Below are 18,546 nucleotides of genomic sequence, written 5' to 3' on the forward strand. Positions count from 1 at the left end.
CGGTTGCGTAGCGACCGCAAAAAGCCAGGGCCGCTACGCAGCCCAGCGGGAGCAAGCTCCCTCGCCACAGGGGATGCGCTTGAACGAGCCGAAGGCGGTGATACTCGCTGCGCCCTTTTGATCCTTAATCACTCCAATCAATAGTGCTACCGAGCGCCACCGACTCCACATATTATCATCGTCATATCGACTGCGACCTTGTCCCGTGGAGTGCCCCATGCCTGCAAAAGCCCTGTTCAAACCTTTCCACCTCGGCGCGCTCGAGCTGCCGACCCGGGTGGTGATGGCGCCGATGACCCGTTCGTTTTCGCCGGGCGGCGTGCCCAATGCCAAGGTCATCGAGTATTACCGTCGCCGCGCGGCGGCCGGGGTCGGCCTGATTATCACCGAGGGCACGACGGTTGGGCACAAGGCCTCGAACGGCTACCCGAACGTGCCGCATTTCTATGGCGACGCCGCGCTGGCCGGCTGGAAAAAAGTGGTTGATGCGGTGCACGCCGAAGGCGGCAAGATCGTTCCGCAGCTGTGGCATGTGGGCAGTGTGCGACGCATCGGCACCGAGCCGGACGCCAGCGTGCCGGGCTATGGCCCGACCGAAAAGCTAAAGGACGGTCAAGTGGTGGTCCACGGCATGACCCAGGCGGACATTGACGAAGTCATCGCCGCGTTCGCCCAGGCGGCAAAAGACGCTCAAAGCATCGGCATGGACGGCGTGGAAATCCACGGCGCCCATGGCTACCTGGTGGACCAGTTCTTCTGGGAAGGCAGCAACCAGCGCACCGACGGTTACGGCGGCAGCCTGGCCAACCGTTCGCGTTTTGCGATCGAGTTGATCCGTGCTGTACGCGCGGCGGTGGGCGAAGGCTTCCCGATCATTTTCCGCTTCTCCCAATGGAAACAGCAGGACTACAGCGCACGCCTGGTGCAGACCCCTGAAGCCCTGGGCGAATTCCTCAAGCCGCTGTCCGAGGCGGGCGTGGACATTTTCCACTGTTCGACTCGGCGTTTCTGGGAGCCGGAGTTCGAAGGCTCCGAGCTGAATCTGGCCGGCTGGACCCGCAAGCTCACCGGCAAGCCCACCATCACCGTTGGCAGCGTCGGCCTGGATGGCGAGTTCCTGCAGTTCATGGTCAACACCGACAAAGTCGCGCAACCGGCCAGCCTGGAAAAACTGCTGGAGCGCCTGAACAACGATGAGTTCGACCTGGTGGCGGTGGGGCGTGCGCTGCTGGTGGATCCGGACTGGGCGCAGAAAGTGCGCGAAGGGCGGGAGCAGGAAATCCTGCCGTTCAGTCGCGAGGCGTTGATGACCCTGGTTTAAGCGGCGCCTTGTAGGGCCCATCGCGGGCAAGCCTTGCTCCCACATGGATCTTCAGTGAACACATCACTTGTGAGCCGCTGATAATCCTGTGGGAGCAAGGCTTGCCCGCGATGCTTTTCAGCGTGGCGACACGGCCTGGGGCAGCGACGATTCAACCGGGCAAACCCCGCGCAACTGCGCCTCGAACTGCTCAATCACCGCCGCCCAGCCCTGGCGACTGGCATGCTGGCGCGCATTGAGCCGCACGCAACGCAAGGTCTCGCGCTCCTCCAGCAGCCATCGGGCGGCATCGCAGAACGCCTCTTCATCCCCCGGCATCGCCAACACGCCGTTGTAACCGTGGCGAATATGTTGGGCCGCCGCAGCCTGATCGTAGGCCACCACGCCCAGCCCGGACGCGAGCGCCTCCAGCACCACATTGCCGAAGGTTTCGGTCAGGCTCGGAAAGACAAACACATCCCCGGACGCATAATGACTGGCCAGCGCCTCGCCGCGTTGCGAGCCACAAAAGATCGCGTCGGGCAGTTCCTGCTCCAGGGCGCAGCGCTGCGGGCCGTCGCCGATGACCACCAATTTCATCCGTCGCCCCGGGAAAGCGCTGCACAGCGTGGCGAAACTGCGCTTGAGCAGCCCAAGGTTTTTCTCCGGAGCCAGGCGTCCGACGTGGATCACCGCGATGTCATCGTCACCCAGGCCCCATGCTTCACGCAGGCTCGCCGAGCGCTTGACTGGATGAAACAGTTGGCTGTCCACGCCGCGCGACAGCAGCGCCACCCGCTCGAAATGCCGTCGCTCCAGTTCCAGGCGCTGGCTGAGGCTGGGCACCAGGGTCAGGTTGGAGCGGTTGTGGAACCAGCGCAGGTAATGGGTGAGCACGCGACTCAACAGCCCGAGGCCGTACTGCTGGGTGTATTGCTGGAAATTGGTGTGGAAACCACTGACCACCGAAATGCCCAAGCGTCGTGCCGCGCGCAGTGCCGACAAACCCAGCGGCCCTTCGGTGGCGATGTACAGCACGTCCGGACGATGGCGTTTCCAGCGCCTGAGCAGTTTGTGCATCGACGCCTGGCCCCATTGCAAACCCGGATAGCCCGGCAACGGCCAGCCCCGGCACAGCAGCAATTGCTCGTCACTGGCCTGGCGTTGGTCGTCGACCTGGCGCGGCCGTATCAGCTCGACCTGATGCCCGCGGGCGCGCAGGCCGTCGTACAGGCGGCCCAGGGTGTTGGCCACGCCATTGATTTCCGGCGGGAAGGTTTCGGTGATCAGGGTAATGTGCAGAGGTGTGGTCATGACCCCAGTGTCGACCGGGGCCATTTCGTCATTGTGACGCCAGGATGATGGATTTGTGACCGACTCAGCCTTGCCGGGCCAACGCGGTCTCGGCGCCTTGCTCACGGACCCAGAACAACGTCGCCCCGGCCACCGCTGCCGGCATCATCAGGATGTTCACCACCGGGATCAGCAGCACCAGGTACACGCTGCCGCCAAAGCCCAGGCTCTGCCAGCGTTTTTCCCGCAGCCAGGCGAGCATTTCGTTCCAGCCCAGCTTGTGGTTGTCCGCCGGGTAATCGATGTACTGGATCGCCATCATCCACACGCCGAACAGCAGCCACAGCGGTGCCGCCACCAAGTTGACCACGGGGATGAACGACAACACGAACAGCCCCAGGGCGCGGGGCAGGAAATAGCCGAGCTTGCGTGCTTCCCGGCCGAGGGTCCGCGGGACCATGGCGATCAACTCGGCCCAGCTGAAGGCCGGGAAATCGTCGGTGCCACGGATGACCACTTCGACTTTTTCCGCAAGAAAGCCGTTGAACGGTGCGGCGATGACATTGGCGAGCATGGTGAAGGTAAAAAACACCATCAGCACGACGAGCACCACAAACAGCGGCCAGAGGACATAGCTGAGGAAACTGAGCCAGTCTGGCAGCGACGGCATCAGCGTATCGACCCACAGGCTGAACTGATGGCCGGCCAGGTAAATCAATCCGACGAACAGCACCAGGTTGATCGCCAGGGGCAAGAGTACGAACAGGCGCAGGCCCGGGCTCAAGACCAGCTTGAGGCCCTCTCGCAAATATTGCGGGCCGGACAGGACGGGGGCGGGCATAGGTGGCTCCGAGCGAAGGTAAACGCGCCGACCTTACCGGCTTTGCCTCGCCCGGGAAAGCGGCGACATGGGGTGTAACAACGTTTCTTGAGACTTAGGCACCTATTGAAACGACCGCTGGGGATAGAGCTCACCTATGAGCTGGATTGTTAAACCGTATTTCCTTAATCTTCGCTCCCTCGATACGCTGCACCCATTCTTTTCCAGGATCGTCGAACCCAAGCCTTCCCCAAGTGCATCAACGGTCCTTTTTTATTCGCGCCGCTCACCCGGCGTTCCGGCCCGCAAGGTCCGGTCAACAGGAGCAGGTCATGTCTGAAGTGCGTCATTCGCGAGTGATTATTCTCGGTTCCGGCCCTGCCGGTTACAGCGCTGCGGTTTATGCGGCCCGTGCCAACCTCAAGCCGCTGCTGATCACCGGCATGCAGGCCGGCGGTCAATTGACCACCACCACCGAAGTCGACAACTGGCCGGGCGATGTCCACGGCCTGACCGGTCCGGCCTTGATGGAGCGCATGAAGGAACACGCCGAGCGCTTCGAGACCGAGATCGTTTTCGACCACATCAATGCCGTGGATTTCGCCGCCAAGCCATACACCCTGACCGGTGACAGCGCGACCTACACCTGCGATGCCCTGATCATCGCCACCGGTGCCAGCGCTCGTTACCTGGGCCTGCCGTCGGAAGAAGCCTTCATGGGCAAAGGCGTTTCCGCCTGCGCCACCTGCGACGGTTTCTTCTACCGCAACAAGCCTGTGGCTGTGGTTGGTGGCGGCAACACCGCCGTTGAAGAGGCGCTGTACCTGGCCAACATCGCCAGCACGGTCACCCTGATCCACCGCCGCGAGACGTTCCGCGCCGAGAAGATCCTGATCGACAAGCTCAATGCCCGCGTCGCCGAAGGCAAGATCATCCTCAAGCTCAACGCGACCCTGGACGAAGTGCTGGGCGACAACATGGGCGTGACCGGTGCCCGCCTGAAGAACAACGACGGCAGCTTCGACGAGATCAAGGTTGACGGCGTCTTCATCGCCATCGGCCACACCCCGAACACCTCGCTGTTCGAAGGCCAGCTGGAACTCAAGGACGGCTACCTGGTGGTCAAGGGCGGCCGCGACGGCAACGCCACCGCCACCAGCGTCGAAGGCATCTTCGCGGCCGGCGACGTGGCCGACCACGTCTACCGCCAGGCGATCACCTCGGCCGGTGCCGGTTGCATGGCAGCCCTGGACACCGAGCGCTACCTGGATGGCCTGCAGAACGCTTCGTTCTGATTCAGCGGGCACAAAAAAACCGGCTTCGGCCGGTTTTTTCATGGGCGGGTGTTTAACACCGGCCTCAGCCTCTCATCACCCGCGCAAGCGTTCCTGAACAAAATCCATCACTTTCAAGGATCGATAGATGGCATTTGCCGCCACCCGTCCAAACGGTCCGCCATTCCAGTCCAGCAGATAAGGCTTGAACGCTTTATAGCGTTCGCTCTGTCCGCAAATGGCTTCTGCGATCACCCTGGCGGCGATGGAGCCGGTGTTCAAGCCGTGGCCGCCAAACGAAGTACACGCCCAGACGCCAGGCTCCAGCAGGCCCAGGTTGGGCATTTTGTTGGTGGAATAGCCCATCAGGCCGGACCAGGCCAGTTCAATCTTCACCGATGCCAATTGCGGATAAACGGACACCATATCGGCCTTGAGCATCGCCGCCAGGGCTGTTTCGTCCTGTTCGTCGCGGGTGGTAATGCGTCCACCCCAGAGCAGGCGGTCACCTTCGACGACGCGATAGTAATCCGAGGCGCGGCGGTCGTCGGAGAAGGCCGCGCTGGAGTCCAGGACCTGTCTGATCGAGTCGCCCAAAGGTTCGGTCAGCACCACATAGGTGGCGATGGGCAGGTAGGCGCGGTTGAGTTTTTGCAGTTCCGGGCCGCCGTAGCCGCCGGCGCAGAACACCAAGTCCTTGCAGCGCACGGAGCCCTGGGCGGTGCGCAGGCTTTTCTCGGTGCCTTCGCGGTGCCAGGCGAGCATCTTTGTGTTTTCGTAGATCCGCCCGCCGGCCGCTTCGATGGCCGAGGCCAGCCCCAGGCAGTAATTGAGGGGGTGGAAGTGCAGGGCCCTGGGGTCTTCGATTCCCTGGAAATAACGCAGGGTGTGGGCCCGCTCGCGCACTTTCGCGGTGTCGAGGAAATTGAGTTCATAGCCGAAATCGCGCCGCATGCTTTCGATATGGTTTTTCACACCGGCGCTGTCGTCGTAGCGCTTGACCCGAATCGTGCCGGCGGACGGATCGCAGCCGGCAAGGTTCAGGTCGGTGATGTTGTGGCGCACGATTTCCACGCCCTCCACTGACATCTGGAAAAGTGTCCTGGCCTGCTCCAAACCCAGTTTCTTGCGAATCGCCCCCGAGCCTTCGGCCCAGCCCGGGGACACCACGCCGCCGTTGCGTCCCGAAGCGCCCCAGCCGACCTGATGGGTTTCGAGCAGGATCACCTGCTTGCCGCGCCGCGTCAGCTCCAGCGCGGCGGTGAGGCCGGCAATACCCGCACCGATGATGCAAACGTCGCAGGTTTCATCGGTACGCAGTTCGGGCCGGGCCTTGCGCGGCAGCGAGGTTTGGGAATACCAGGTGGTGGGAAAGGACATGGTCGATCCTTGAAGTGGTTTCTTGTGGCGGCGATGGGCACAGGCCTTGGAGCCAGCCGGAACATTGTGGGGGCGAGCAAGCCCGCTCCCACAGGGCACGGGTGTGCTATTTGACGACCGAGTAATCGACGCCGTACCACTTGGTCGACAATTGCGTCAGCGTGCCGTCCTTGTGCATCTGGCCAATGATCTCGGCCAGTTTGGCCTTCAGTTCCGGGTCACCCTTGTCGGTGGCAATAGCCAGGGGTTCGTAGAATACCGCTGTACCGTCGACCGCTCGCAACGGGTAGTTTTTCTTGATAGCCGCTTCCAGGGTGCTGCGCTGGGTGAGGATCGCGTCCAGACGCACACCGTTGCCCAGGCGCAGGTCATCCAGCGGCGCGAGGGAGCCGGCGTAGGTTTTCATTTTGCCGGCCTTGACGTCGTAGCTGACCGGCGGCATATCCGTTGCTTCGATGGCCAGTTGCTGGTTGAGATAGTCTTCGGATGTGGTGCCGCCCTCGACACCAATGGTCTTGCCGTTGAGCGCCTTGCGTTCAGTGAGTTTCGAGTCGTTGTGCACCGCGAAAACGTAAGGTACGTAGTAATACGTGGCCGGGAAATCGAGGATCCGCGCACGGCTGCGGGTGGCGGTCATCGAACCCACGGACATGTCCCAGCGTCCGTTCCACTTGCCGGCGGTGATCACGTCCCAGTCCGGTGTCACGAATTTGACCGTAACGCCCAGGCGCTTGGCGATTTCCTTGGAAACGTCGATATCGAAACCATCGATTTCGTTTTTGTCGTTGATAAAGCCTTGTGGCGGCCAGGTCGCCGAGGTGGCGACGGTCATTTGTTTGCTGCTCTGGATCTTGTCCAGTACAGCCCCGGCGTTGGCGGTGCCAACGAACAGCAGCGACAGAGCGGCTGCCAGGTTGATCGCGCGTTTTTGACTGAGCATGTGCATCTCCACTTTTCGTTATTGTTATGGGGGGGGTAAAGCGGTTCTCAGTGACCGACGATCTGCGACAGGAACTTCTGCGCGCGTTCGGTCTGCGGGTTGTTGAAAAAATCCCTGGGCGTGGCCTGTTCGATCACCTGCCCCTGGTCCATGAACAGCACGCGGTCGGCGACCTTGCTGGCGAAACCCATTTCGTGGGTCACGCAGATCATGGTCATGCCGTCGGTGGCCAGTTCGCCCATCACATCCAACACCTCGTGGACCATTTCCGGGTCCAGGGCCGAGGTGGGTTCGTCGAAGAGCATCACTTTGGGGTTCATGCACAACGCCCGGGCAATCGCTACGCGTTGCTGCTGGCCGCCGGACAGCTGCGCAGGATATTTGTCGGCATGCTCGGCAATGCGTACCCGCTCCAAGTAGACCCGGGCACGTTTTTTCGCCTCGGCGCTGGACACGCCCTGCACCAGTTGCGGGGCCAGGGTCAGGTTGTCCATGACGCTCAAGTGTGGGAACAGGTTGAAGCTCTGGAACACCATGCCGATTTCACGGCGTACCGCACTGACGCTCTCGGCCTCGCTGGTGAGGGTGATGCCGTTGACCTGGATGTGGCCTTTCTGGAAGTTTTCCAGGTGGTTGATACAGCGGATCATCGTCGATTTGCCCGAGCCTGACGGGCCGCAGACCACCAGGATCTCGCCGGATGCGACGTTCAGGTCGACATCACGTAACGCGTGGAAGTTGCCATACCACTTGTTCAGGCCGGTGATGGAGATCATCGGGGCGCCGGCCAGCGCAGCGGGTGCCGGGTCGAGTCGCTCGGCGATATTGGTTCGAGTCATCATGCATCAACCCCTTGCAGTGGATCGATTGACCCGTTTTTCAATTCGCGCCTGCACCCGTTCGAGGATGAACGACAGGGCCCAGTAGATCATCGCGGCGGTGATCAGCATTTCCAGGTGGCGGAAGTCCGCACGGCCCTGGGTCTTGGCCAGGTACATCAGTTCCCAGACGCCAATCACCGACACCAGCGAACTGTCCTTGAGCATGGCGATGAACTGGTTGCCGGTGGGCGGGATGATGACGCGCAGGGCCTGGGGCATGATTACCCGGCTCAGGGTCTTGAATGGGCTGATACCCAGCGCCCGGGAGGCCTCCCACTGGCCTACCGGAATGCTCTGGATGCCTGCTCGGAAGATCTCGGTCATGTAGGCGCCGTAGCACAACGCCAACGCCAGGATGCCGGCGGGCACGGCGTCGACCACATAACCCAATTGCGGCAGGCCCAGGTAGATCAGGTAGATCTGGATCAGCAGCGGCACGCCGCGAAAAAAGGAGGTATAGAACGAAGCGAGGGCATTGGCCAGGCCGTTGTTCGACAGCTTGGCCACCGCGCCGACCAATGCCAATACAAAGGCAATCACAATGGCCACGGCGGAAATGTACAGGGTCGTTGCAGCCCCTTGGACGATCAGGAAACCGACCTTGTCGAGGATGAAACTGTAGGAGAGGTTGAAGGTGTCGAAGAACGCCAGGAACAGGATCAGCAGTTCTATCCAGACCACCGTGGTCTGCACCTTGAACTTCAAGCGTCCCAGGATGTGGAAGTTCAGCGTGCCCAGCAGGGCAATGGCCAGGCCGGTGGCGATATTGCGGGCGGCCAGGCTGTCCGGGGTGCTGCCCAGTAGCGGATGCAAAACCTGGCTGAGGGGGCTGTTGCCCAGGTTCATCAGGTATGAACCGAGGAACAGCACCACGGCGACGCCGATCAGGAAGTGAGGATCATTGGACTTTTTCTTATAAATTATATTGTCGTGATACATGATTGCCTCGGGCTTGTGGGTGGCGGCGATCTCTTCAGGCTGAAAAAGGGGAATCGGCCAGTATTGCCAGTGAAAGTCCAGCACCACAAGCGAGCAAAATTCGTTACGTCAGTCCTCCAGCGCATTCTGCCGTTCAAGTCAGCCTCGCAAGGCACGCCTCCAGGATATCCAGGCCTTCCTCCAACACCGCCGGCTCGGTCGTCAGCGGCGCCAGCAGCCGAATGATGTGCCGTGATTTTCCGCTGGGCATCAGCAGCAACCCCGATTCCCGCGCCAGGGCCAACAGTTGCGTCAACTGCGCTGAGGCCGGGGTGCCGTCGGCGTGGGTCAGCTCGATGCCGCGCATCGCGCCGATGCCGGTCAGGCGGCCGAGGTAGGGCGTCAGCCCACGGCTGCGCCAGGATTGGTAGCGGCTGACGATCGCCTCCTCCTGTTGCGAGCCCCAGGCGTGCAGGTTGGCGTCGGTCATTTCATCCAGGGTCGCCAGGGCGGCGGCGCAGGCGATGGGGTTGCCCGAATAAGTGCCGCCCAGGCCGCCCTTGGGCAGGTTGTCCAGCAGCGCCTTGCGTCCCACCACCGCGCCCAGGGGCACGCCGCCGGCAATGCTTTTACCGAGCAGGATCAGGTCCGGTTCGATGCCCAATCGCGAGAAAGCAAAGCGCTGGCCGGTGCGGCCGAAGCCCGATTGGATTTCATCGGCGATCAGCACAATGCCCTTGTCGTCGCAGAACTGCCGCAGGGTCTGGGCGAAGGGCACGTCCATCGCCAGGAAACCGGCCTCGCCCTGCACCGGCTCGACAATGAAACAGGCCACGTCATTCACGTCGATCTCGACGCTGAACAGCCGCTCCATGGCCTTCAAGGCTTCTTCGCCGGTGACGCCGTTGTCCTTGCTGGGGTACGGCAGGTGATACACCGGCCCGGGCAGTACGCCGATTTTCTGCTTGTAAGGCGCGACCTTGCCGTTGAGGTTGAGGGTCGCCAGGGTGCGGCCGTGAAAGGCGCCATCAAACGCAATCACGGCGGTACGGCCCGTGGCGCCGCGTACGATTTTCAAGGCGTTCTCCGCCGCCTCGGCGCCGCTGTTGGTGAGCATGCCGCTGACCGGATAATCCACCGGGACAAACGCCGCCAGGCGCTCCATCAATTCAATGTAGGGCGCGTGGGGCGCGGCGTTGAATGCGTAATGGGTCAGCCGGGTGGCCTGTTCGCGGATCGCCTCGACGATGCGTGGGTGGCAATGGCCGAGGTTCAACACACCGATGCCACCGACGAAATCGATGTAGCGTTTGCCGTCGGTGTCCCAGACCTCGGCATTCTTGCCGTGGCTGAGGCTGACGGGATGCACGATGGAGATCGATTGGCTGATGGTTTCGCTGCTCATGGATGACGGCTCGGACGCTGGAGAAATTTGCGTTATCTAAGCCGCGAGCAGAGGGGCCCGGCAAACGAAATAAAGTTGCCGGGTCAATCTTAAAAGTCGGGATGTGAGCAGATGCGGTCTTGCGAGCACTGTTTGCGTGTCGACAACGTTTTTGTGGCGAGGGAGCTTGCTCCCGCTCCAGTGCGAAGCGCTGGCCTTGAACTGCGGCGCGGCTACTTTTGTGAGTGCTGCGCACTCAAGCGGGAGCAAGCTCCCTCGCCACAAAAGCGGACGATCAGCGCCGTTGCAGCGGCTGCGTCTCGAACGTCACACCGGCCAGCCCATGGGCCATCAGCGCGCGGATATTGCCGTGATCGCTGCCTTCGGGCGTGGCCTGCACCGAACGGTAGTGTTCGCCGAACGCCAGGAGCACTTCGTCATCGCTCAAGCCTTCGAGCAGCGCCAGGCCCAGGGTCTTGCACGAACCTTCGTTCTGCCCGGCGGCGTTGTGCACGCCACCGTTGTCGAAGGCCTGGGGCTGGTAGTCGTAGCCGGCGGCGATAAAGGCCAGGGTGTCGGCAAAGAGGTGTTCGCCGCTCTTGAGACTGGCGCGCAGGTTGTTCAGGTCAGGCATCGGGTTTTCCTTTGGCAAACGCCGCTTGCTGTTCGGCGCTGGCTTCTTTCTGGTATTGGGCTTTCCACTCGGCGTACGGCATGCCGTAGACCACTTCGCGGGCGTCGTCGAGGCTGACCTCGACCTGGCGTTCATCGGCGGCGGCCTTGTACCACTTGGACAGGCAGTTGCGGCAGAAGCCGGCGAGGTTCATCAGGTCGATGTTCTGCACATCCTTGCGGCTGTCCAGGTGGGCTACCAGCCGACGGAAAGCGGCGGCTTCGAGCTCGAGGCGTTGTTGGTCGTTCATGGTGTTCCCTGACGGGCAGCTACAAGCGGCGAGCTTCAAGCTGCAAATTGGATGGTGTCGATCAGGCTTGAAGTTTACCGCTTGAAGCGTGTAGCGGCTACGAAGCCGCCCGGCTTGCCGCAAGGGTAATCGATACCGACTCGGCAAATCGCAAGGCGTGGGGCTTGTCAACTTCAACTTCGGCGTACAGCACCGATTCGTTGGCCATGACCAGGTCGAGCAATTCCTGGGTCAGGCGTTCGAGCAGGGCGAAGCGGTTGCCTTCCACGTGGGCGATGATCGCCTTGGTGATGGTGCGGTAGTTCAGCGCGTGGTCGATGTCGTTGTCGCGCACCGCCTCCTGGGCGGCATAGAGGATGGTCAGGTTGATCAACACATCCTGCTTGTTGAGGATTTCATCTTCGTTGATGCCTATGAAGGTGCGCAGGCGCAGGTCCTTGACCTTGATGCGTGCCATGGCTGGCTGAAGTTGTGGCATTTACTTGCTCCGTCGAATCAATTGCAGGAACTCCTGGCGCGTGGTGCTGGAATCGCGAAAGGCGCCGAGCATCACCGAAGTGTTCATGGTCGAATTCTGTTTTTCGACACCGCGCATCATCATGCACATGTGCTGGGCCTCGATCACCACCGCCACGCCGGCGGCCTGGGTGACCTGCTGCACCGCGTCGGCGATTTGCCGGGTCAGGTTCTCCTGGATCTGCAGGCGGCGGGCGAACATGTCCACCAACCGGGCAATCTTCGACAACCCCAGGACCTTTCCGGTAGGAATATAAGCGACATGGGCCTTGCCGATGAAGGGCAACAGGTGATGTTCGCAGAGCGAATAGAGTTCGATGTCGGCGACGATCACCATTTCATCGCTGTCAGAAGCGAACAGCGCACCGTTGACGATCTGCTCGACGCTTTGTTCATACCCATGGCAGAGGTACTGCATGGCCTTGGCGGCACGGACCGGGGTATCGAGCAGGCCCTCGCGCTCGGGGTTTTCCCCCAGGCCTATAAGGATCTCGCGGTAGTTCTGGGGCAGGGATAGCGTCATGGTGCATCCTCGAAACAAGGCTATTTGACGTGCCGCCCGCCGTTGACGGTCAGGGTCGTGCCGGTGACATAAGGGTTGTCCAGCAGATAACGCAGGCTCTGGTAGATCACTTCGCTGCCGGGTTCGATGCCCAGCGCGGACTTGGCCAGGGCCTTGGCGCGATAAGCCGCGTCGTCCTCGGGGTTGAACAGTAGCAGGGCTGGGGCGATGCCGTTGACCTTGATCGCCGGGGCGAACTTCGCCGCGAACGACAGGGTCAGGCTATCCAGGCCGGCCTTGGTGGCGCAATAGGCGATATGCCGGGCGCTGCCCTTGCGGGTGACGTCATCGCTGATGTGCACGATATCCGCCGGGGTCGAGCGCTGCAGCAGCTCGGCGCAGTGCAGGTTGATCAGGTAAGGCGCAAGCATGTGCACGCCGAACATGGCGTTGAAGGCCGCCGCTTCGCTGCCCGGGTCCTCGGCGAGCCAGGCCGAGGCGTTGTGCACGATGGCCCGCAGCCGGTCGGTGTGCTGCTTGAGTTGTTCGATAAAGGCCAGGATCCCTGCTTCGCTGGAGAAGTCGGCAAACACCATGACCGCGCCCAGGTCCCGCAGCGTTTGCACGCCAGGGCGTTCGGTGCGATAGGTCGCGATCAGCGGTTGCCCGTCTTCCAGCAATCGCCGGGCGCAATGCAGGCCGACGCGCTGGGCTGCGCCAGTGATCAGGATCGGAGCGGTGGCGCTGGACATAGGACGGCTCGGTTCACGGCAAGAGCAAAACTATAACAGCGACACGGGGCGCGTCCTATGTTCAAAGGTGAATCCAGAGCTCCTCTGTGGGAGCGAGCTTGCTCGCGATAGCGGACTGACGGGTAACGCCTGGTGTGGATGTAGTGGCCTCATCGCGAGCAAGCTCGCTCCCACAGGTTTTTTGTCGCCCATGAGTCTGGGCTGGCGGCTTCAATGATTCTGCGTAGCCGGCAACGCCCGCGGCGGCGCACTATTGAGCCAGTTCGCCAGCAGATGGGTCGACATCGGGATAAACAGGTAGACCATCAGTGGCGTCAGGATCAGCGTGCTGATGAACACGCGGCTCAACAGGCCCAGTTCGCCCAGCAGCGGTCCCAACAGGAAGTTGAACAACAGCGACACGGGAAAGAACGCCAGCCAGATGGCCACGGCCTGTTTCCAGCGGGGCGGACGCTGGCCGACCGCGCCGAACCAGCCGTCGATACCCCGCACCCGGTGTTCGGAGGGATGGGCAAACAGCTCGCTGCCCCGTCCCAGCCAGGCCGTGCGCGAGGCAGAGTGTTCCCAGGCGTGCAGCGTCTGCTCGTCGGCGAAACGGAAGATGATCTGGAATTCATCGTCCTGGGGCGGTGGCGCGAGCACGCCGGAACCCAGGTAGCCGGGAAAGTCGGTGGCCAGTTGTTCGCCTTCGCGCAACCAGGCGATCAGATCCTGATAGCGTCCATTGGCGACGCGGCGAGCAACCATCAGGGTGACGGGTGAGGTAGACATTATGTATCTCCGTAAGACAGGCGCAGAACTCCGGATAGGAGGTTTGCGGGTGACGCCCCGGGGTGGTGGGTAGCGTCTGGTCGTCAAAAATCAGGCAAGGATTATTCCCGATTGCGCGTATAACAACAAAACCGCATATTTGGATACGTTTGGCCTTGTCATGACGTGTCTTGGGGGAGGAAAATGGGATCCAATTTGCCAGCCGGAATTGTCTGCCAAAATGAGTGTAATCACAGAAGATGACTTCGTTTTCCAGGCATCAGGTGCCTTGAAGCGGGAAGACCTGTTTCCCATTCGCGAAGTCGCGCGCATGACCGGCGTGAATCCCGTGACCCTGCGTGCCTGGGAGCGGCGCTACGGTCTGATCCAGCCCACCCGCACCGAAAGCGGGCACCGCCTGTATTCGTTGGGCGATATTGAAAAAGTGCGCAGTATCCTGGCTTGGATAGAGCGCGGGGTGGCCGTCAGCAAAGTGGGAAAGATCCTGGCGAAAACCGAGTCGGTACAACCGGTCTCCACGCTGATCTCATCCGATCTGGTCAGGGCCGATCATGCCCGCTGGCAACAACAGGTGGCGGACGCGGTTAGCAACTTTGACGATGTGGAACTCGATCGCGTCTACGGGCAGGTCTTTTCCACCTACACCGTGCCAATCGTCTTCCAGGACATCCTGATGCCGCTTTGGCGACAACTGCTGCATCGCCAACCGGAGTTCGGGCAGATCAGTGAATGGGTGTTTTTCGACGGTTTCCTGCGTTCGCGCATTATCCAGCGGCTTTTGTTCAAGCGCGAAGGTGAATCCCCGCGTGTTTTGGTCTGCGCGATTGCCGATCATTGCCAAGAGCTGGAGTTGCTCGTTACGGCGCTGTTCCTGTCCAAGGCGGAAGTGGGCGTCAGGCTGTTGTCCACCGGTCTGCCGTTCGAGGAACTGACCCTGGTGTGCCAGAAGATCCAGCCTGTGGCATTGGTGCTGGTTTCCAATCACGCGCCGGCTCCAGACTTGTCCAAGCGCCTGGGCAAATTGGCGATGAGCCTGGATTGTCCGTTGATGCTCGCTGGTGATGTATCCGACTTGGCGCAGGAAAGCCTGACGGGCTCGTCAATCGGTTGCCTGGGCAATGAGGGGACAGTGATGCGCCAGCGCCTGCGCCAATTTCTGGCAGGCAACCTGGATACCTGAATCAGAGGTGCATGGTCGGATGCGTCAGGCGATGTTGCTGCAGGATGTACTGGCGCAGGCGCTCCGTCTCGTCCTGGTCATTCTGGCTCAGGTGGTAGGCAAACAGACCGCGATCGGTTTCCCGTTCGAAGGTGCCGCGCAACGAAATTCTCTCGTAGCCTGATGGGCTGAACCACAAGGCAAACTGCTTCGGCGGTTTGGTTCGACTGCGGTTCTCCACCAACACGCCTTTGCAGGAGACTTCGTGGACCCACAGCGGTCCCGGCTGACCCTTGATATTTTCCAGCGCCACCGGCTCTTCGAGCGCCAGGCGCCACGGGCGTATCTTCGGTCCGTCCTCGTAGATGCTCGGCACACCCAAGCGCAGGTGCATCGCATGGAATTCGTCTTCCACCAGATGCAGCGGAAAGGTCATTTGCTGGTTTTCGAAATTGGCTTGCAGCGTGACCTGCTCATTTGCCGCCAGACGTGTCAGCAAGTCACGGATCTGCGACCCACCGTTTACCAGCAAGCTCGACGTGACATCCCGCTCGTTCAACTGCGGGTTGTGTTGCATGGTCCGGATGAAATCCAGTTCATCCTGCGTCAGGAGGGCATCGCGCTGCATGATCTGCTCGAAAGGATAATTTACGTGTTCACTGGTGATTGTAGTGACTGACCGTTAATTCGTGGGTTTGTTTGAACCGTTCGTCGCTTCAAGCCGGGCAATGGTCTCCCGCGCTTCGGCCAGCTCCTTTTCCAGCTGGGCGACGCGTTGCTGAGCCTTGACCTGGGCTGTGACGTCTTTTTGCACACCCACGAAATAGGTATGCCCGTCAGCCTGGTTCTTGACCGTGGACAGTGACAACTCATTCCAGAACGGCTTGCCGTCCTTACGGTAGTTGCGCAGCACCTCACGACAGGCACCGCCCTCTTTCAAGGCTTTGCGAATGGGCTCCAGCGAGGGCTGGTCCCGATCACCCGATTGCAGGAACCGGCAATCCTGATAGAGGATTTCGTCGCGGTGATAACCGGTCAATCGTTCGAAGGCTGGGTTCACGTAGATCAGGATATTGTCTTCACCTTCTTTTTCGGCGATGACAATCCCGTCGTTCGAAGCATTGATGACCAGTTGCATCAGTTGAGCGTTGATCATGGAATAACCCTTTGAAACGTCCTTGTAGGAGCAACATTCTAAAAGAAATCGATAGGCTGTCCACTGGCCATTAGGGTCGTTGAGAGCCATTCGCAGCCTGACAGGTGCAACTGTTACTATCCCGGCTTCTTTTTTCAGGTTCAGGATCAGATTGATGAAAGTCGCCATTCTTTCCGGCTCAGTGTATGGCACCGCCGAAGAAGTCGCCCGGCACGCCGCCAAACTGCTTCGCGAGGCAGGCTTTGATACCTGGCACGACCCGCGTGCGACCCTGGCGGATGTGCAGGCATTCGCACCAGAGGCCGTTCTGGCAGTGACTTCCACCACCGGCATGGGCGAGTTGCCGGACAATTTGATGCCGTTGTATTCGGTCATCCGCGACCAATTGCCTGGCTTTTTTCGCGGTTTGCCTGGCGCGGTGATCGGCCTGGGCGACGCCAGCTATGGGGATACCTTCTGTGCCGGTGGCGAGCAGATGTGCGAGCTGTTCGTCGAATTGGGCGTACGCGAGGTGCTGCCGATGCTGCGTCTGGATGCCAGCGAAAGCGTCACGCCGGAAACCGACGCCGAGCCGTGGCTCGCTGAGTTGATCGACGCGTTGCGCCCTTGAAGCGGATGCGCTGACCCGTTTGGCCAGTAAGCTGGCTGCCAATGCAACTACCGCCTCTGAAAGAGCTGACTAGACTGATTTTCTTGCGTACGACGTTTCGATCCAGACATATAACAAGAAACCAGAGGTCAGAGCCGTGAGCGTAGCGCCCATCCAAACGACACTCAGCATCAAGGATCAGGTCAGTGCGGCCGAATGGCAAACCCGGGTGGACCTTGCCGCCTGTTATCGGCTTGTCGCGCTGCATGGTTGGGATGACCTGATCTTTACCCATATTTCCGCAAAGGTTCCCGGTACCGAGGATTTCCTGATCAACCCGTTCGGGATGATGTTCCATGAAATCACCGCCTCGAGCCTGGTCAAGGTCGATCAGGCCGGCAACAATTTGATGGACAGCCCCTACGAGATCAACCCGGCCGGCTACACCATCCACAGCGCCGTGCATGAGGTGCGCCATGATGTGGCCTGTGTGCTGCACACCCACACCGCCGCTGGCGTGGCGGTATCGGCCCAGAAGCAGGGGGTGCTGCCGATCAGCCAGCAATCGCTGTTCGTGCTGTCGAGCCTGGCCTATCACGCCTACGAAGGGGTGGCCTTGAATCACGAAGAAAAGGCTCGCTTGCAGGCGGACCTGGGCGAGAGCAACTTCCTGATGCTGCACAACCATGGCCTGCTGACCTGCGGCGGGACCATCGCCGATACCTTCCTGATGATGTTCACCTTTCAGCGGGCCTGTGACATCCAGGTCCTGGCGCAGAGCGGCGGGGCCGAACTGATTGCCATCGAGCCGCAGATCCTGGCCGGCGCCCGGGCGATGATCGCCGGGGTAACCAAAAGCGCTCAGGGCATGGGCGGCGCGTTGGCCTGGCCGGCGTTGTTGCGCAAGCTCGATCAACAAGATGCCGGGTATAGAAGTTGATGGCCCTGGCCCAGATTCCACTGCGTATCTGGCGCCAGCGCAGCCAGATTTTCATGTTCCGTGGCCATGCCATCCGTTACTGGGTGGCCGGGCAGGGCGAGCCGCTGCTGCTGATCCACGGTTTCCCCACCGCCAGTTGGGATTGGCATTACCTGTGGCAACCGTTGGCGCAACGCTACCGGGTGATCGCGTGTGACATGCTCGGTTTCGGCGACTCCGCCAAACCGACGGACCACGTCTACAGCCTGCTGGAGCAGGCCGATCTGCAACAGGCCTTGCTGGCGCACCTGAATGTGAGGGGGGCGCTGCATGTGCTGGCCCACGATTACGGTGACAGTGTGGCCCAGGAACTGCTGGCGCGGCATTACGAAGCGCGCATCCATCTTGCCAGTTGCGTCTTTCTCAATGGCGGCCTGTTCCCGGAAACCCATCGTCCGGTCTGGGCTCAGAAACTCTTGCTCAGCCCCCTGGGCTGGCTGCTGGGGCGGGCGTTCTCCCGGGAAAGCCTGGTCAGCAGCTTCCGACAGATTTTCGGTCCCAGGACCGGCCCCACGGAAAGCGAACTGGACGATTTCTGGAGCCTGGTAGAAGCCCATCGCGGTCCGCGGATCATGCACAAACTCATCGCCTATATTCCTGAACGCCGCGTGCAGCGCGATCGCTGGGTGCAGGCGATGCAGCGCGGCGACGTGCCGTTGCGGGTGATCGACGGCGCAGTCGACCCGATTTCCGGTGAACACATGGTGGCGCGCTACGAGGCCCTGATCCCGAACCCGGACACGGTATTGTTGCCCGACATCGGTCATTACCCGCACACCGAGGCGCCGGTCCAGGTGCTCAAGCATTACCTGGCGTTTCGCGAAGCCATCGGCGCGTCGCACAGACAAATGGCCTGTTCATGACGACTTAGCGCTGCTGTAACCTGTGGGAGCGGGCATGTGTGGGAGCGAGCCTGCTCGCGATGGCGGTGTATCTGCCAGCAGGAAAATCGAATGTGCCGCCGTGGCCTGGGCCTGCATCATCCCCTCACCTTATCGCCCACCATTCA

21 protein-coding genes are annotated in these 18,546 nt (G+C 61.1%); 6 read left to right on the top strand and 15 right to left on the bottom strand.

Annotation, left to right across the window (positions count from 1 at the left end; all coding sequences use genetic code 11):
* Nucleotides 1-217: 217 nt before the first annotated feature.
* Nucleotides 218-1,321 carry an NADH:flavin oxidoreductase gene (locus tag LQ215_RS09410; RefSeq protein WP_230149168.1) on the top strand — a complete coding sequence of 368 codons (1,104 nt, stop codon included), beginning with the start codon at nt 218-220 and terminating at the stop codon, nt 1,319-1,321.
* Nucleotides 1,322-1,438: 117 nt separating this feature from the next.
* Here LQ215_RS09410 and LQ215_RS09415 read toward each other — a convergent pair whose 3' ends face one another.
* Both LQ215_RS09415 and cysZ read right to left on the bottom strand, forming a co-directional pair.
* The gene (locus LQ215_RS09415) at nt 1,439-2,638 is read right to left on the bottom strand and encodes a glycosyltransferase family 4 protein (protein ID WP_230149170.1); all 1,200 of its coding nucleotides are present in this window, start codon (nt 2,636-2,638) and stop codon (nt 1,439-1,441) included.
* 40 nt (nt 2,639-2,678) lie between these two features.
* Nucleotides 2,679-3,434 carry a sulfate transporter CysZ gene (cysZ, locus tag LQ215_RS09420; RefSeq protein ID WP_046063556.1) on the bottom strand — a complete coding sequence of 252 codons (756 nt, stop codon included), beginning with the start codon at nt 3,432-3,434 and terminating at the stop codon, nt 2,679-2,681.
* Nucleotides 3,435-3,745: 311 nt separating this feature from the next.
* On the opposite strand from cysZ, the gene trxB reads away from it, so the two are divergent.
* Complete coding sequence (gene trxB, locus LQ215_RS09425; protein ID WP_003205459.1) at nt 3,746-4,708, top strand: thioredoxin-disulfide reductase; 963 nt, start codon at nt 3,746-3,748, stop codon at nt 4,706-4,708.
* A gap of 75 nt (nt 4,709-4,783) precedes the next feature.
* Here the strand turns inward: trxB and LQ215_RS09430 are convergent, their stop codons facing one another.
* The 11 genes from LQ215_RS09430 to LQ215_RS09480 form a co-directional block, all read right to left on the bottom strand.
* Nucleotides 4,784-6,067, bottom strand: coding sequence for an NAD(P)/FAD-dependent oxidoreductase (locus LQ215_RS09430; RefSeq protein ID WP_230149172.1), 1,284 nt, complete (start codon nt 6,065-6,067; stop codon nt 4,784-4,786).
* Nucleotides 6,068-6,173: 106 nt separating this feature from the next.
* Nucleotides 6,174-7,007 carry a transporter substrate-binding domain-containing protein gene (locus tag LQ215_RS09435; protein ID WP_230149174.1) on the bottom strand — a complete coding sequence of 278 codons (834 nt, stop codon included), beginning with the start codon at nt 7,005-7,007 and terminating at the stop codon, nt 6,174-6,176.
* Nucleotides 7,008-7,054: 47 nt separating this feature from the next.
* On the bottom strand, nt 7,055-7,846 hold the full coding sequence (locus LQ215_RS09440) for an amino acid ABC transporter ATP-binding protein (protein ID WP_436839566.1): 792 nt from the start codon (nt 7,844-7,846) through the stop codon (nt 7,055-7,057).
* Between the two features lie 6 nt (nt 7,847-7,852).
* The gene (locus LQ215_RS09445) at nt 7,853-8,827 is read right to left on the bottom strand and encodes an amino acid ABC transporter permease (RefSeq protein WP_230149176.1); all 975 of its coding nucleotides are present in this window, start codon (nt 8,825-8,827) and stop codon (nt 7,853-7,855) included.
* Nucleotides 8,828-8,960: 133 nt separating this feature from the next.
* On the bottom strand, nt 8,961-10,211 hold the full coding sequence (locus LQ215_RS09450) for a 2-aminoadipate transaminase (protein ID WP_230149178.1): 1,251 nt from the start codon (nt 10,209-10,211) through the stop codon (nt 8,961-8,963).
* 274 nt (nt 10,212-10,485) lie between these two features.
* The gene (locus tag LQ215_RS09455; protein ID WP_230149180.1) at nt 10,486-10,824 is read right to left on the bottom strand and encodes a HopJ type III effector protein; all 339 of its coding nucleotides are present in this window, start codon (nt 10,822-10,824) and stop codon (nt 10,486-10,488) included.
* Nucleotides 10,817-11,113, bottom strand: a complete 297-nt coding sequence (locus tag LQ215_RS09460; RefSeq protein ID WP_003205454.1) for a DUF1244 domain-containing protein — start codon at nt 11,111-11,113, stop codon at nt 10,817-10,819. Before LQ215_RS09460 ends, LQ215_RS09455 begins: the two co-directional genes overlap by 8 nt.
* Before the next feature lie 97 nt (nt 11,114-11,210).
* Entirely contained in the window at nt 11,211-11,591 is a 381-nt protein-coding gene (folX, locus tag LQ215_RS09465; RefSeq protein ID WP_014340149.1) for a dihydroneopterin triphosphate 2'-epimerase, read from the bottom strand.
* On the bottom strand, nt 11,592-12,152 hold the full coding sequence (gene folE, locus LQ215_RS09470) for a GTP cyclohydrolase I FolE (protein WP_014340148.1): 561 nt from the start codon (nt 12,150-12,152) through the stop codon (nt 11,592-11,594). It lies immediately after the preceding gene.
* Nucleotides 12,153-12,172: 20 nt separating this feature from the next.
* Nucleotides 12,173-12,883, bottom strand: a complete 711-nt coding sequence (gene folM / locus LQ215_RS09475) for a dihydromonapterin reductase (protein ID WP_230149182.1) — start codon at nt 12,881-12,883, stop codon at nt 12,173-12,175.
* Nucleotides 12,884-13,093: 210 nt separating this feature from the next.
* Nucleotides 13,094-13,654 carry an antibiotic biosynthesis monooxygenase gene (locus LQ215_RS09480; RefSeq protein WP_230149183.1) on the bottom strand — a complete coding sequence of 187 codons (561 nt, stop codon included), beginning with the start codon at nt 13,652-13,654 and terminating at the stop codon, nt 13,094-13,096.
* Nucleotides 13,655-13,874: 220 nt separating this feature from the next.
* Between LQ215_RS09480 and LQ215_RS09485 the strand changes: the two genes are divergently transcribed.
* Nucleotides 13,875-14,834: a MerR family transcriptional regulator gene (locus LQ215_RS09485; protein ID WP_230149185.1), complete on the top strand. Its 960-nt coding sequence runs from the start codon at nt 13,875-13,877 to the stop codon at nt 14,832-14,834.
* A 1-nt stretch (nt 14,835) separates the two neighbouring features.
* On the opposite strand, the gene LQ215_RS09490 is transcribed toward LQ215_RS09485, so the two are convergent.
* Complete coding sequence (locus tag LQ215_RS09490) at nt 14,836-15,441, bottom strand: hypothetical protein (RefSeq protein ID WP_057451799.1); 606 nt, start codon at nt 15,439-15,441, stop codon at nt 14,836-14,838.
* 54 nt (nt 15,442-15,495) lie between these two features.
* Nucleotides 15,496-15,969: a PAS domain-containing protein gene (locus LQ215_RS09495; RefSeq protein WP_230149293.1), complete on the bottom strand. Its 474-nt coding sequence runs from the start codon at nt 15,967-15,969 to the stop codon at nt 15,496-15,498.
* 154 nt (nt 15,970-16,123) lie between these two features.
* Between LQ215_RS09495 and LQ215_RS09500 the strand changes: the two genes are divergently transcribed.
* The 3 genes from LQ215_RS09500 to LQ215_RS09510 all read left to right on the top strand — a co-directional run bounded on the left by LQ215_RS09500 (nt 16,124) and on the right by LQ215_RS09510 (nt 18,400).
* A complete protein-coding gene (locus tag LQ215_RS09500; protein ID WP_230149187.1) occupies nt 16,124-16,579 on the top strand; it encodes a flavodoxin in 456 nt (151 codons plus the stop codon).
* 136 nt (nt 16,580-16,715) lie between these two features.
* Nucleotides 16,716-17,498, top strand: a complete 783-nt coding sequence (locus LQ215_RS09505; RefSeq protein ID WP_230149189.1) for a class II aldolase/adducin family protein — start codon at nt 16,716-16,718, stop codon at nt 17,496-17,498.
* Entirely contained in the window at nt 17,498-18,400 is a 903-nt protein-coding gene (locus LQ215_RS09510; protein ID WP_230149191.1) for an alpha/beta fold hydrolase, read from the top strand. Before LQ215_RS09505 ends, LQ215_RS09510 begins: the two co-directional genes overlap by 1 nt.
* The last annotated feature ends 146 nt before the right edge of the window (nt 18,401-18,546 follow it).

The organism is Pseudomonas brassicacearum (genome assembly GCF_918698105.1).
GTDB lineage: Bacteria > Pseudomonadota > Gammaproteobacteria > Pseudomonadales > Pseudomonadaceae > Aquipseudomonas > Aquipseudomonas brassicacearum_F.

What these genes read in the sequence shown, in the direction of transcription:
- LQ215_RS09450 (WP_230149178.1), bottom strand. Translation starts at nt 10,211, where the DNA reads ATGAGCAGCGAAACCATCAGCCAATCGATCTCCATCGTGCATCCCGTC.
- LQ215_RS09455 (WP_230149180.1), bottom strand. Translation starts at nt 10,824, where the DNA reads ATGCCTGACCTGAACAACCTGCGCGCCAGTCTCAAGAGCGGCGAACAC.
- trxB (WP_003205459.1), top strand. Translation starts at nt 3,746, where the DNA reads ATGTCTGAAGTGCGTCATTCGCGAGTGATTATTCTCGGTTCCGGCCCT.
- LQ215_RS09410 (WP_230149168.1), top strand. Translation starts at nt 218, where the DNA reads ATGCCTGCAAAAGCCCTGTTCAAACCTTTCCACCTCGGCGCGCTCGAG.
- LQ215_RS09460 (WP_003205454.1), bottom strand. Translation starts at nt 11,113, where the DNA reads ATGAACGACCAACAACGCCTCGAGCTCGAAGCCGCCGCTTTCCGTCGG.
- folE (WP_014340148.1), bottom strand. Translation starts at nt 12,152, where the DNA reads ATGACGCTATCCCTGCCCCAGAACTACCGCGAGATCCTTATAGGCCTG.
- folM (WP_230149182.1), bottom strand. Translation starts at nt 12,883, where the DNA reads ATGTCCAGCGCCACCGCTCCGATCCTGATCACTGGCGCAGCCCAGCGC.
- LQ215_RS09490 (WP_057451799.1), bottom strand. Translation starts at nt 15,441, where the DNA reads ATGCAGCGCGATGCCCTCCTGACGCAGGATGAACTGGATTTCATCCGG.
- LQ215_RS09415 (WP_230149170.1), bottom strand. Translation starts at nt 2,638, where the DNA reads ATGGCCCCGGTCGACACTGGGGTCATGACCACACCTCTGCACATTACC.
- folX (WP_014340149.1), bottom strand. Translation starts at nt 11,591, where the DNA reads ATGCCACAACTTCAGCCAGCCATGGCACGCATCAAGGTCAAGGACCTG.
- LQ215_RS09495 (WP_230149293.1), bottom strand. Translation starts at nt 15,969, where the DNA reads ATGATCAACGCTCAACTGATGCAACTGGTCATCAATGCTTCGAACGAC.
- LQ215_RS09510 (WP_230149191.1), top strand. Translation starts at nt 17,498, where the DNA reads ATGGCCCTGGCCCAGATTCCACTGCGTATCTGGCGCCAGCGCAGCCAG.
- LQ215_RS09435 (WP_230149174.1), bottom strand. Translation starts at nt 7,007, where the DNA reads ATGCTCAGTCAAAAACGCGCGATCAACCTGGCAGCCGCTCTGTCGCTG.
- LQ215_RS09445 (WP_230149176.1), bottom strand. Translation starts at nt 8,827, where the DNA reads ATGTATCACGACAATATAATTTATAAGAAAAAGTCCAATGATCCTCAC.
- LQ215_RS09440 (WP_436839566.1), bottom strand. Translation starts at nt 7,846, where the DNA reads ATGACTCGAACCAATATCGCCGAGCGACTCGACCCGGCACCCGCTGCG.
- LQ215_RS09485 (WP_230149185.1), top strand. Translation starts at nt 13,875, where the DNA reads ATGAGTGTAATCACAGAAGATGACTTCGTTTTCCAGGCATCAGGTGCC.
- cysZ (WP_046063556.1), bottom strand. Translation starts at nt 3,434, where the DNA reads ATGCCCGCCCCCGTCCTGTCCGGCCCGCAATATTTGCGAGAGGGCCTC.
- LQ215_RS09480 (WP_230149183.1), bottom strand. Translation starts at nt 13,654, where the DNA reads ATGTCTACCTCACCCGTCACCCTGATGGTTGCTCGCCGCGTCGCCAAT.
- LQ215_RS09500 (WP_230149187.1), top strand. Translation starts at nt 16,124, where the DNA reads ATGAAAGTCGCCATTCTTTCCGGCTCAGTGTATGGCACCGCCGAAGAA.
- LQ215_RS09430 (WP_230149172.1), bottom strand. Translation starts at nt 6,067, where the DNA reads ATGTCCTTTCCCACCACCTGGTATTCCCAAACCTCGCTGCCGCGCAAG.